Here is an 11,697-nt window from a genome sequence, read left to right as displayed (position 1 = left end):
GCGCGTCCTCGGGGCGAACCCACCGCTCGCCGCCCCACCGCGTGACTCGTCCTCCCCATCGCGCGGTGATGGGAGATCTCCTCAGATCGGCCGCGGGCTCTGGATTCTCAGACCCGAGGCGCGACGGTTCAGGGCTGAGCGTCCGGTTTTCTAGACATCTGTCTAGAAAAACGTAGAGTCGAGGTGTGGTCACCAGCGATGCGAACATCCCGCTTGCCGCAGTGCGAAGCGGCATTCGGCGCTCGGCCGACCCGCGCGCCGTACGAACCCGCGAACGCATCGCATCAGCGGTGCAGCGGCTGTCGCATGGTGGTCGCGAGGTCACTGTGCGTGCGATCGTCGCCGAGGCAGCAGTGAGTCGGGCAACCTTCTACACGCACTTCGCCGACCTTGAAGAGCTTGCGTTATGGCTCCAATCCTCGACGTTCGAAGTCCTCGCCGAGGCTGAACGCTCCGAGGCCGACGCCGGCGACCCTGCCGAGGCGATGCTGGTCTCCCAGCAGCGTCTGGTCGAGCACTACGCACAGAACCGAGCGCTGTACGCGGCGGTCTTCACTATTCCGGTCGCGCGTGGAATGCAGAGCGCCGTCGCGCAGACCATGGCACGCCGCATCCGCGACCACATCGTCGACCGGGCCGACCTGCCCGCCGCACTCGACGCGCACCTGAGCGCGCTCTACATCGCGAACGCCGCAACGGGCGTCATCGTCGCGTGGGTGCTCGATGAGGTCGAGGCCGACGCCGACGCGATCGCGAGCCACCTCTTCGAACTCATGCCGCGGTGGATGCACCGCGACCGTCACTCGCACGACGGGCCCTCCGTCGCGCGCGAACCCGAAAGGATCCAGCCATGAAAGCAGTCGTCATCCGCGAGATCGGCGCCGGCTTCGAGACAGCCGAACTCGAGATCTCACAGCCCGTCGGTCGCGAGGTGCTCGTCGACGTGAAGGCGTCGGGCCTCTGCCACACCGACCTCACGATGTCGCGTAATGACTTCGGCAACCCGCTGCCTGCCGTGTTCGGCCACGAGGTCGCCGGCGTCGTCGCCGCCGTCGGTGCGCAGGTCACCGAACTGAGCGTCGGCGATCATGTCGTCGGATGCCTCGTGCAGTACTGCGGTGCGTGCGAGAAATGCCTCTCGGGACGGGTCTATCAGTGCCTGCACCCCGAGCAGACCCTGCGCGCCGAGGGCGAGGCGCCGCGCCTCACCGAGAACGGCGAAGGCGTCTACCAGGCGTTCGGCCTCGCGGGTTTCGCCCAGCAGGCGCTCGTCCACGAGAACCAGCTCGTGAAGGTGCCCGACGCCATTCCGTTCGGCCAGGCCGCGCTGCTCGGCTGCGGTGTCGTCACGGGCGCGGGCGCTGTGCTCAACACCGCCGATGTGCAGGCCGGCGACTCGGTGGTCGTCATCGGTGCGGGCGGCGTCGGCCTCAACGCGATCAACGGCGCGATCATCGCGGGGGCGACCACGATCATCGCGGTCGACATCGCCGACGACAAGCTCGAGAAGGCGCGCGCGTTCGGCGCGACGCACGTCGTCAATTCCAAGGCGACGGATGCCGCGGCCGCAGTCATGGAGATCACCGGGCGCGGCGCTGACGCCGTGTTCGACTTCGTCGGCACGACGCAGGTCACCGAGCAGGCCGTGACGATGGTCGCTCCGGGCGGCGGGCTGTATCTGATCGGCGTGATCGCCCCAGCCGACGACATCACGCAGAACATCGTCGGGCTCATCGGTTCGCAGCGCCGCATCCAGGGTGTCTACATGGGCTCGACCACGCCCAAGCGCGACATCCCCATGTACGCGAAGCTCTACCTCGAAGGGCGCTTCGAGCTCGACTCGCTGCTCTCGAAGGAGATCGCGCTCGACGAGATCAATGAGGGCTACGCCGCCCTGAAGGATCCCGAGATCACGCGTGTCGTAGTGACCAGCTTGTAGGGCGGGCTCGCCACCGCTGGGCGCGGCCGATCCGCCACCTGGAGTTGTCACCGCGAGCCGTTATCGTGGCTGGGGTGTTCTCCGATCGGAAGCGTCGACGCGCGGCTCGCAAGGTCAAGCCCGGCGACGGGCACGCCCTCGAGCGCTTCCGGTGGTGGCAGCTCTTCTCGCGCTCCCTCTTCCACATCCGCCTCACCCGTGGCGACGGCCTGCGCCAGATCTGGTCGGTTGACGTGCGGCTCGCGGGAGATTCGGACGGCGAGGTCTGGGCGCAGCTCTACCTCGACGGTTGGCATCACGCCGGATCCAAGCTCCCGGCCGCGTTCCCGGTGACGGGCGGCACCGTCGAGGTGGTCGCCAGCGGATACGGACTGAAGCGCTGCCACTACCTGAGCGATGTCGGGGCCGAGCAGCAGCTGATGCCCGACCCCGCCTCCGGCGAGGGCCGGCGTGCTCGCCTCGATCGCGAGCACCCGGTCATGAGCCGCGCCATCGGCTTCGCGTCCATTGCTGTGCTCATCGTGGGCCTGGTGCTGGGTATCCCGCAGATCGTCGAGCAGATCACCCACATCCCGCCCGTCGCCGAGAGCGTCGGCTCGTTCACGTCTCCGATCCATCTCCCGGGCTGGTTCAACATCACGCTCCTGATCGCCACACTCGTGGCCAGCACCGAACGAGCTCTTCGTCTGCGCAACAACTGGTTGCTCGACGGCGGGCTGTTCGACGGCTCCGAGTAACGCGCTGCCGTCGTCGCCCGGCAGTCACACGACGGTGTCGGCGTGGCGGTGCACCACCCGCCATCCGTCGGGCTCGCGCCGGTACATCTGGGTTGTGCGCAACGTGAAGGTGCGGGGCTCGCCATCGACCGACGTCGAGACACGTTCGTACCCGACGGTGTAGGCGGCGTCGCCGAGCACATCGAAGCCGATCAGGTCGAACGTGTAGTCGGTGCAGTTCGAGAAGCTCGCCGAGACCTCTTCGAACGCCTCGATCAGTTCGGCGCGATTCGTGGCGTTGCGCCATGCGCCGAGCACGCTGACCGGCTCCTCTGCCGACCAGATCGCGCGGCGCGGGCCGTCGTCGCCGTCGTACATCGCCCGCTCGGCCCGCGCCGACTCGCGCTGCAGCCAGATCAGGAACTCCTCGCGTTCGTTCATGGTTTCAGGATGCCCCGGTCGACGGCCGCGCACAATCACCGGATGCTCGCCGAGACGCGCGCCTGACATCCGGTGGACACCGCTGATTCACCGAGCGGATGCATTCCGGACACCCCCGCGCGGTCGAGTACCTCTCGGTCCCCATTTCTGCCGACAGGAGCGCCCCGAATGCCCGTGCCCCGCCCATCCCGACGCGTGCCGGCGATCTTCGCAGCGGTGGCTGCCGTCGCCGCGCTCACCGCGACCCCGACCATCGCCCTCGGCGCCGAAGGCGGTGTCGTCGTCAACGAGATCGTCTACGACGACGTCGTACCCGGAACGACGGATGCGATCGAGCTCTACAACTCCTCGGCGTCGGCCGTCGACGTCTCGGGATGGTCGGTGATGGACGACAAGCGCGAAGAGCGCGGCACCATCCCCGCCGGTACGACGATCGAGCCCGGCGCCCACCTCGTGCTCCAGAAGGATGCCGCGCCGCTCGGCTTCCCCTTCGGGCTCGGCAAGGGCGATGAGGTCGTGCTGCGCGACGCCGCCGACCAGCAGGTCGACGCCTACGCCTACGCTGCGACAGCGCCGCTCGCGGACTGGTCTCGGTGCGCAGACGGCGGCGAGTGGTCGCATGCGACCCGCATCACGCTCGGCGCCGCGAACGACTGTTCGGTTCCGGTGACCCCGGGCAGCCTCCTGATCAACGAGATCGACTCCGGCCCGGCCGACTGGATCGAACTGATCAACCCCGGCACCGAGTCGCTCGACCTCTCGGGGTTCGAGGTTCGTGACAACTCCGACGACCACCGCTGGTTCTTCGGCGCCGGCGCGACGATCGCGGCGGGGGAGCGACTCGTCGTCGAGGCATCCACCGTCGGTGTCGACACGGCAGGCGCACCCCAGGAGTTCCAGGCGGCGATCGGCATCGGCGGGTCGGATTCGATCCGTGTGTTCGACCCCGTCGGCACGCTGCTCGACGAGCACGCATGGGCGGGGCATCCGGCCGTCGACGGCGACGAGGCGGTGGCGAGCTACGCCCGTTGCCCCGACGCGTCCGGCGCCTTCGCGCTCGCTCGGGCGACCCCCGGCGCCCCCAACTCCTGCGTGCTGCCGGCCATCGCCGTCAACGAGGTGGAGTCCAACGGCGACGCGACCGACTGGGTCGAGGTCGTGAACATCGGCGCCGAGCCCGTCGACCTCTCGGGCTGGACGCTCATGGACAGCGATCCCCTCGGGCACGCGGCCGACGTCACCCCGGTCGACGCCGGAACCGTGCTCGCCCCGGGCGCCTATTTCGTCTTCGACGGCGGCGCGCACTTCGACTTCGGTCTCGGCGGCGCCGACGTGGCGACCATCCGCAACGCCGACGGCCTGACCGTCGCCGAGCACGGCTGGGCCGACCACGCCGCAGTCACCTGGGCACGCTGCCCGGACGGCATCGGCGAGTTCGCCGACGCCGAGATCGCCTCGAAGGGGGCCGCGAACTGCGGCGGCGCCCCGACAGAACCGGGCGGCCCCGGTGAGCCCGCCGTCGGTGTGTGGCCCGGCTCGCCCGACGTCACGACGCTCGACGAGCAGGCCATGTTCCTCGAGGATTCGTCTGGACTCGACACGCAGCAGACGCCGGACGGCACGTTCCTGTGGGCGGTCGACAACGGCACCGGAATGTTCTGGAAGCTCGCCGCGAATGCCGACGGCAGCGTGGCCTTCGCCAAGGGCTGGGAGCAGGGCAAGCGTGCGCGGTTCCAGCATGACGCCGACTCGCCTGCGGCGGCCGGCCCCGACACCGAGGGCATCACCGTCGACGGCGCGGGCCGGGTCTACCTCGGCTCGGAACGCGACAACTCCGACAAGGGCGTGAACCGCAACGTCGTTCTCGCGGTCGACGCCGAGGCTCCCGGCCCCGACGTCGTCGCGAGCCAGGAGTGGGACCTCACCGCTTCACTCCCGCAGGTCGCGGCGAACACCGGCATCGAGGCCGTCGAGTGGGTGTCGGATGTCTCGCTCGCCGGCCTCCTCGTCGATGCGAACACCGGTGCACCGTACGATCCGGCCGACTACCCGGGCCACGGCGATGGCCTGTTCTTCGTCGCGGTCGAGGACAACGGTTTCGTCTACGCCTACGCACTCGGCACGAATGGATCGATCGAGCAGATCGCCGAGATCGACCCCGGGCTCGGGGGCGTGATGGCGCTCGATTACGACACCGTGCTCGATGAGTTCTGGGCGGTGTGCGACGACGGTTGCGAGGGCCGTTCCGCTCGCATCGCGCTCACCGGCGCTGCCCCGTCGATCGTGCACCTCGCGCGACCGGCCGGCATGCCGAACCTCAACAACGAGGGCTTCGCGACCGCGCCGGCATCGTTGACGCCAGATGCTGCGGATGCCGCGGATGCCGCGGATGCTGCGGATGCTGCGGCGCCCGTGGCGCGTGCGTCGGCCGACGAGACGGCGACGGCCCGCCCAGTCTGGTGGTTCGCCGACGGCGAGCAGCCCGGTGCCCTGCGCCTCGGCACGCTGCCGGGCGCGACGACGCCGGGCGCGCCTGGCGAGCCGGGCACTCCCGGTGTCGCCGCTCCGGGGGAGACGACCGCCGCCGGGGCGAAGGGCAGTCTCGCCTCGACCGGCGTCGACGACCGTCTCATGGCGCTCGCGCCGTTCGCGGTGCTCGCCGTGGTCGTCGGCGGGCTCCTGATGATGCGTCGCGCACGGAACTCCGCCTCGTCGTAGCCCCCGAACGTCGTAGCCCCCGAACGTCGTAGCACCCGAACGCCGTGGCACCCGAACGACGAAGCGCCGCCGGGCCTGGCCCGGCGGCGCTTCGCGCTGGTTTGCGGTTGCGCTCAGCCGCAGGTGTAGGTGACGCCGTCGACCTCCCAGACGCCCGTGCCGAGTTCGCTGCACACTTCGGCGAGGCCGCCGACGAGCGACGCGCTGACCGCGATGATGACGATCATGACGGTGACGCCGACCACGGTCAGGATCGCGCCGACGATGATGCCCGCCGTCGCCGGGGTGTTCTTCACGCCCGCCTTCTTCGACTTCGACTTCGCGATGATGCTCACGATGAGGCCGATGAGCGGCAGGAAGATCGCGAGGATGAGGCCTGCGATGCCGAGGCCCTTGCCGGGGACCACGGGTGCGGCCGGTGCGGCGGCGTACTCGGCGGCGGTCGCGACGGGCGCGGGCGGCTGAGCCGCGGGCGGCTGGGCCGCGGGCGGCTGCGGCGCGGACGGCTGCGGCGCGGACGGCTGCGGCGCGGGCGGCTGCGGCGCGGGCGGCTGAGACGCGAGCGGCTGAGGCAGGTTGGTGTCGGTCATGATGCTCCTTCTGTGGTGGCGGTGCTGCGGTGGAGGTGGTGGAGAGGTTCGGGTCACTCGGTGTAGTCGGCGCGCTGGAACCCGCCGAGGTAGGCGAGCACACGGCTGAGCGCGAAGGTTCCCGTGTAGTCTTGGATCGCCTCGAACTTCTTCTCGAAGTCGCCTTCGCGTGCGAGCGAGGCCGATTCGAAGGCGCCGACGCCGAGCACCGTGGAGTAGTCGTTGCCGTCGAGCACCCCGATCGCCTGGGCCACCTGACCTCGCGAGAAGTCGAGGGTGTGCACGAGGCGTGCGTCGCTGGTCACGCCGACGACGCTGAACGTCGTCCAGTCGATGATGCCGTTCGTGCCGTACTTCTCGATGAGGCTCGCGTTGCGCGAGTAGTTCGTCCATCCGTACCCCATCGCGGCGTACGCGGAGTTGGGGTTCTCCTCGCCGAGGTAGGCCTGGATGCCGTGCACGAGACCCGTCGCGTTGTTCGCGAGCGCGATCGAGAGGTCGTTGTTGCCCATCGCCTCGAGCGCGACCGCCTCGGAGACGCCGGCGTCCTCCGCGAGCCCGGCGATGACGTCGGCGTTGAAGACCTCGAGGTTCGAGTCCGCTGCCTTGCGGAAGAACTCGGCGACCGCCGCGACGTCGACCTCGGGCGAGATCGCAGGCCCTTCGCCGTCGCGTGCGATCTCGAACACTGCCTCGGCGGCCTCGACCTGGGCGATCGACACCTCGAGGTAGACGAGCGGCGTGAGCGAGTCGGTGAGCAGATCCTCGAGCGTGGCGTAGCTCCCGGCCTGATCGTAGATCGCCTGGATCTGGGCATCGGCGTAGAGGTAGAGCGAGTACGCGTCGAACGCGTTGCCGTACGCATTGATGAGCGCATCGGCGTCGGCGAGCGTCTCCACCTCGTAGTTGTCGAGCTTGTCGAGGTAGTTGAAGAACACATCGGACGCCTGCCCGGCCGAGTCGAATCGCACCAGCAGGCTGTCGATCCCGCGCGCGAGCACATCGTCTGCCGTGCGGTACGTGCCGCTCAGCGCCTTCATGAGCATGTTGGCGCCGATCGCCTTCATGAGGGCACCCCCGACGAGGCCCTGCGAGAGCAGGTCACGTGCGGTCGCGGCATCCGCTGCCGCCGCTTCGTAGGCGCCGTCGCCGACCGACCGGACGATCTCGGAGAGCCCGAGGTAATCGGACTCGCTGCGCTCGAACTCGGTGATCTGGTGGTTGGTGGCGGACTCGATGCTCGAGTACCCGGGTTCGGTGACTCGCGGAATGGGGGCGCTCGACGGCGCAGGGAGCGATGCGCCGGTGAGGTGTGTGTAGGCCTCGGCGATGTCGCCGACCTCGACGACCTCGACTCCGTGCTCGGCCCCGAGCCGCACGACGTCGACCGAAGCGCCGTCGTGGTCGGGGGCGTTGCGCAGTCCGAGCGGGATGAGCACCTTGGTGTACTCGCCGCCCTCGGCGACCGCCGCGATCTTCGCGGGCACCCCGCCGACCGGCCCGATCGTGCCGGTCGGCGTGATCGTTCCCGTCATCGCGACCCCCGGCAGCAGTTCGTCGCCGAGGAGGAGGCTCATGATGCCGGCGGTCATGATGCCGCCGGCACTCGGCCCGTCGACGTATCCGTCGAACGCGAACCGGTAGTCGGTCGCCAGGTCGGCGCCGGTGAAGAGCGTGGCGACGATCGCGGAGTTCCAGGCGGACGCCTGCAGCGTGCGCCCGGCACCCCCGACCTCGTTCTCGGACACCTCGACCGCGAGCGCTCCGCTCGAGTTGGGGGCGATGCTGATGTCGATCGCGCTCACCGCGCCATCGCCGGCCCCGCTCAGCGCGGGGATCGTGACCTCGGTCTTCTGGTCGACGGCCGGCACGGGCGTGGCCTTCGGGCCGCCGCCGAACGGGAGCTGCACGCAGCCGGTGAGGGCGACCGTGGCGAGCACGGCTATCGCGGCGAGGCCTCTCGGTCGCCGTCGTCTCGTGGTCGTGGACATGCCAGGTCTCCTTCGTGAGGGTGATGGGGCGGGCGAACAGGCCCGTGCAAACATGATGATGTAATCAATCAATTACAAGATCAGGGACAGCCCTGAATCTGTCAAGCACGATGTGTCCGGCGGTCGAGGTGCGGTCGGTCACTCTGTCGGGAGGCGCCGTGGCGGTGGGTAGAATTCACGAGATGGCAGAGACGACGACGCACCTCAAGCGCGCGGAACGCCAGGAACTGGTGCTCGATGCCGCGATGGGCGCCTTCGCCCGCGGCGGGTACTTCGGCACCACGACGACGCAGGTCGCCCAGGCCGCCGGCATCTCGCAGGGCTATGTGCTGCACCTGTTCGGCACGAAGGAGGCACTCTTCCTCGCCGTGCTCGAACGCGCCGGCGACGCGATCGTCGATCAGATGCGACGCATCCGGCTCGAGGAGTTCGACCTCGAGCACTTCGACGCCCGCTACGCTCGCACGGCGCTCGACGACACCGTCATGGGCGTGCTGCTGCAGGGTTTCGCGACGTGCAGCGTGGCCTCGGTCGGTGCGTACGTGCGCTCGCTCCTGTCGCAGATGTACACGGTGCTGCTCGAGCACACGAAGGCGACGCCGGAGCAGGCGCGCGACTACCTGGCCCGAGGGTTGCTCGTGAACACGGTGCTCGCCATGCGGTTCCCCGAGCATCTCGACGAGCATCCGTGGGCGACGCCGCTGCTCTCCGTCATGCTCGGCCCCGACGAGCCGAGCGCGTGAGGCCGCCCCTGAACGCCGACGCTGACGCTGACGCCGGCGACGTCGTCGACGCCCGCGCCGACCTCATCGCCCTGTGCGAGCGCGGCCTCGAGTGGCATCCCGACTGGCCGAAGAGCCGAACGGATGTCGCAGAGCTCCGCCTGGCCGCGGTGCTCGTGCTCTTCGGGGTGCTCGACGCCGTGCCGGCGGGCACCGGCGGAGCCGTGCCGCGCGACCTCGACGTGCTGCTCCTGCGCCGCGCCGCGACCCTCAGCAGCCACGCCGGGCAGATCGCGTTTCCCGGAGGGCGGCTCGAGGCATCCGATGCCGGCCCGGTCGCCGCCGCTATTCGCGAGGCCCGTGAAGAGACCGGGGTCGACGCCGCGGGCATCGAACCGCTCGGCATGCTGCCGCCCATGCCGGTGCCCGTGAGCAAGCACCTCGTCACGCCCGTGCCCGCGTGGTGGTCGAAGCCGTCCGAGGTCGCGGCGGTCGACCACGACGAGTCCGTCGAGGTGTTCCGTGTGCCCGTCGCCGAGATGCTCGAACCGGCGAACCGCGCGAACACGCAGCACACCCTCGGCGACCGCAGCTACCGCTCGCCGGCGTTCACCGTCGGCGAGCGGCTCGTCTGGGGTTTCACCGCGCTCGTGCTCTCCCGCATGTTCGACGAGCTCGGCTGGGCCGAGCGGTGGAACCCCGAGCGCATCGTCGAGCTCGACGACCTCTGACCGGGTGCCGCTCCGACGGGCGCCGTTCCGGCGGGTGCTACGCGTTGGGGTTCGTCGCGGCGCCGTCGAGCCAGAGCGTGTCGGCCGCGTCGCGGTGCACGCCGTCGGTGCCGACGTGCTTCGCGCTGATCTGCGGACCCTTGGTGATCACGTGCACGAGCGCCATCGCGTGGCCCTGTCCGAGGCCGTAGTCCGCTTTCAGCCACGCGACGATCGGCGTCGCCTTCGTGCCCTCGCCGAAGCCGTGCTCGGTCGCGAGCTCGACGAATCGACGAGGGGTGAGTCCGGTCTTCTGCTCGATGGTGTCGAGGTAGGCCTGGAATGACATCTGCGGTTCCCTTCACGGTGCGGATGCCGCGCGGCACCCTCGTCGAACAGGTTCGGGTGCCGTGGCATCCGATCGCCAGTATTTCGATCTGAATCGAAACGACCGGGCTCAGATGAACGAGTAGAACGCGGTCTGACCGAAGCCGATGAGCGCGCTCAGCACCTCCGCTCCACCGAGCGCCGCGCCCGCCGCCGCGAATCCCTTCGGTGCGCCGCGCCGCAGCAGCACGAGCACGCCGAGCACGAGTGCCGCGATTCCCAGCAACAGCGAGAGCACGTTGGTGAGAATCCCCAATCCGTTCAGGAGCTCGTACGCCGGCGACAGCCCGGTCGTGATCAGCAACGGCGCGACGAGGCCGAGCAGCCTGGTCACGAGTACCGCGCCGGCGCCGATGACGAAGGAGATCACCCCGAGCAGGCGGAAGTTCGTCGTCGGGGCTTGGGCGGTGGTCGGTGCGGATTCGCTCATGCGCACCATCATGCCCGAATGCAGGTCGCGGCAGCGGAGCAACCTGCGGGCGCTGAGCCGCACGCCTGGCCTGTGGCTGGGATTGTGGCTGGGCCTGTGGTCGGCCTGTGGAGAACTTCTCCGCCTGTCGCCGGGAACTGCCATGATCGGTCGGATGCCGACCTTCGCAGCGTTCGACGGAACCGAACTCGCCTTCCACGAGATCGAAGGCGGAGCGGCGGGCCATCCGCTCATCTGCGTGCCGGGCGGCCCGATGCGCGATTCCCGCTACCTCGGCGACCTCGGCGGCCTCTCCGAGCACCGCCGGCTGGTGCTGCTCGACCCCCGGGGCACCGGCGCCTCGGCGGTTCCCTCCGATCTGTCGTCGTACCGGTGCGACCGTCTCGTCGACGATCTCGAAGCGCTGCGCGAGCACCTCGAACTCGAGCGGCTCGACCTGCTGGGCCATTCGGCCGGCACGAACCTCGCGATCATGTACGCGGCTCGTTACCCGCAACATGTCGATCGGCTCGTACTCGTCACACCGAGCGCGGCAGCTCTCGGCCTGACCGTGACCGCCGAGGCGCGGCTCGATATCGCACGCCTCCGAACCGAAGAGTCGTGGTTCGGGGCGGCCTACCCCGCCCTGCAGAGGATCGTCGCGGGTCATGACGGCGGGGGCGACGACTGGAGCGCGATCGACCCGTTCTACTACGGGCGGTGGGATGCCGCGGCGCAGGCGCATCGCGACGCCGGCGAGCGGCACCAGAACGACGAGGCGGCCGCCGTCTTCGCGGCCGAGGGGGCGTTCGATCCCGAGGCGACGGCGATCGCGCTCGCAGCATTCGCTGCGCCGACACTGTTCATCGCGGGCGCGGTCGACCTGAACTCACCCCCGACGATGGTCGTCGAACTGGCCGAGTCGATTCCCGGTTCCAGAGTCGCGGTGCAGGCCGCTGCCGGCCATTTCCCGTGGCTCGACGACGCGCACCGGTTCGCCTCGACCGTCGAGGGGTTCCTGCGGGCCGAGGCATCCGCACGGGTCACGTCCGCACGCTGAGGTTCGGGCGCCGT

12 protein-coding genes are annotated in these 11,697 nt (G+C 69.6%); 7 read left to right on the top strand and 5 right to left on the bottom strand.

Annotation, left to right across the window (positions count from 1 at the left end):
- Positions 1–185: 185 nt before the first annotated feature.
- The 3 genes from FHG54_RS14470 (at position 186) to FHG54_RS14460 (ending at position 2,676) form a co-directional block, all read left to right on the top strand.
- Positions 186–854, top strand: a complete 669-nt coding sequence (locus tag FHG54_RS14470; protein WP_139417895.1) for a TetR/AcrR family transcriptional regulator — start codon at positions 186–188, stop codon at positions 852–854.
- Entirely contained in the window at positions 851–1,939 is a 1,089-nt protein-coding gene (locus FHG54_RS14465) for a zinc-binding dehydrogenase (protein WP_139417894.1), read from the top strand. Before FHG54_RS14470 ends, FHG54_RS14465 begins: the two co-directional genes overlap by 4 nt.
- A gap of 74 nt (positions 1,940–2,013) precedes the next feature.
- Positions 2,014–2,676 (top strand): hypothetical protein, encoded by a 663-nt coding sequence (locus FHG54_RS14460; RefSeq protein WP_139417893.1) that lies wholly within the window; start codon positions 2,014–2,016, stop codon positions 2,674–2,676.
- A gap of 24 nt (positions 2,677–2,700) precedes the next feature.
- Here FHG54_RS14460 and FHG54_RS14455 read toward each other — a convergent pair whose 3' ends face one another.
- Positions 2,701–3,096 (bottom strand): YybH family protein, encoded by a 396-nt coding sequence (locus FHG54_RS14455; RefSeq protein ID WP_139417892.1) that lies wholly within the window; start codon positions 3,094–3,096, stop codon positions 2,701–2,703.
- A 168-nt stretch (positions 3,097–3,264) separates the two neighbouring features.
- Here FHG54_RS14455 and FHG54_RS14450 point away from each other — a divergent pair, with 168 nt between their 5' ends.
- A complete protein-coding gene (locus tag FHG54_RS14450; protein WP_139417891.1) occupies positions 3,265–5,814 on the top strand; it encodes a lamin tail domain-containing protein in 2,550 nt (849 codons plus the stop codon).
- Positions 5,815–5,927: 113 nt separating this feature from the next.
- Here the strand turns inward: FHG54_RS14450 and FHG54_RS14445 are convergent, their stop codons facing one another.
- Both FHG54_RS14445 and FHG54_RS14440 read right to left on the bottom strand, forming a co-directional pair.
- Entirely contained in the window at positions 5,928–6,404 is a 477-nt protein-coding gene (locus FHG54_RS14445; protein WP_139417890.1) for a DUF4190 domain-containing protein, read from the bottom strand.
- 53 nt (positions 6,405–6,457) lie between these two features.
- On the bottom strand, positions 6,458–8,395 hold the full coding sequence (locus FHG54_RS14440; protein WP_168197191.1) for a S16 family serine protease: 1,938 nt from the start codon (positions 8,393–8,395) through the stop codon (positions 6,458–6,460).
- Between the two features lie 182 nt (positions 8,396–8,577).
- Here FHG54_RS14440 and FHG54_RS14435 point away from each other — a divergent pair, with 182 nt between their 5' ends.
- Positions 8,578–9,138, top strand: a complete 561-nt coding sequence (locus FHG54_RS14435) for a TetR/AcrR family transcriptional regulator (RefSeq protein WP_168197190.1) — start codon at positions 8,578–8,580, stop codon at positions 9,136–9,138.
- The gene (locus FHG54_RS14430) at positions 9,135–9,848 is read left to right on the top strand and encodes an NUDIX hydrolase (protein WP_233437786.1); all 714 of its coding nucleotides are present in this window, start codon (positions 9,135–9,137) and stop codon (positions 9,846–9,848) included. Before FHG54_RS14435 ends, FHG54_RS14430 begins: the two co-directional genes overlap by 4 nt.
- 37 nt (positions 9,849–9,885) lie before the next feature.
- Here FHG54_RS14430 and FHG54_RS14425 read toward each other — a convergent pair whose 3' ends face one another.
- Positions 9,886–10,176, bottom strand: coding sequence for a DUF4287 domain-containing protein (locus FHG54_RS14425; protein ID WP_139417887.1), 291 nt, complete (start codon positions 10,174–10,176; stop codon positions 9,886–9,888).
- Between the two features lie 108 nt (positions 10,177–10,284).
- Positions 10,285–10,644, bottom strand: coding sequence for a hypothetical protein (locus FHG54_RS14420; RefSeq protein ID WP_139417886.1), 360 nt, complete (start codon positions 10,642–10,644; stop codon positions 10,285–10,287).
- On the opposite strand from FHG54_RS14420, the gene FHG54_RS14415 reads away from it, so the two are divergent.
- The gene (locus FHG54_RS14415; RefSeq protein ID WP_233437785.1) at positions 10,643–11,683 is read left to right on the top strand and encodes an alpha/beta fold hydrolase; all 1,041 of its coding nucleotides are present in this window, start codon (positions 10,643–10,645) and stop codon (positions 11,681–11,683) included. The genes FHG54_RS14420 and FHG54_RS14415 overlap by 2 nt on opposite strands.
- The last annotated feature ends 14 nt before the right edge of the window (positions 11,684–11,697 follow it).

This window comes from Agromyces laixinhei (assembly GCF_006337065.1).
Classification (GTDB): domain Bacteria; phylum Actinomycetota; class Actinomycetes; order Actinomycetales; family Microbacteriaceae; genus Agromyces; species Agromyces laixinhei.
This window is presented reverse-complemented; position numbering and strand designations above follow the sequence as displayed.

What these genes read in the sequence shown, in the direction of transcription:
- FHG54_RS14445 (WP_139417890.1), bottom strand. Translation starts at nt 6,404, where the DNA reads ATGACCGACACCAACCTGCCTCAGCCGCTCGCGTCTCAGCCGCCCGCG.
- FHG54_RS14450 (WP_139417891.1), top strand. Translation starts at nt 3,265, where the DNA reads ATGCCCGTGCCCCGCCCATCCCGACGCGTGCCGGCGATCTTCGCAGCG.
- FHG54_RS14440 (WP_168197191.1), bottom strand. Translation starts at nt 8,395, where the DNA reads ATGTCCACGACCACGAGACGACGGCGACCGAGAGGCCTCGCCGCGATA.
- FHG54_RS14455 (WP_139417892.1), bottom strand. Translation starts at nt 3,096, where the DNA reads ATGAACGAACGCGAGGAGTTCCTGATCTGGCTGCAGCGCGAGTCGGCG.
- FHG54_RS14420 (WP_139417886.1), bottom strand. Translation starts at nt 10,644, where the DNA reads ATGAGCGAATCCGCACCGACCACCGCCCAAGCCCCGACGACGAACTTC.
- FHG54_RS14465 (WP_139417894.1), top strand. Translation starts at nt 851, where the DNA reads ATGAAAGCAGTCGTCATCCGCGAGATCGGCGCCGGCTTCGAGACAGCC.
- FHG54_RS14425 (WP_139417887.1), bottom strand. Translation starts at nt 10,176, where the DNA reads ATGTCATTCCAGGCCTACCTCGACACCATCGAGCAGAAGACCGGACTC.
- FHG54_RS14435 (WP_168197190.1), top strand. Translation starts at nt 8,578, where the DNA reads ATGGCAGAGACGACGACGCACCTCAAGCGCGCGGAACGCCAGGAACTG.
- FHG54_RS14415 (WP_233437785.1), top strand. Translation starts at nt 10,643, where the DNA reads ATGCGCACCATCATGCCCGAATGCAGGTCGCGGCAGCGGAGCAACCTG.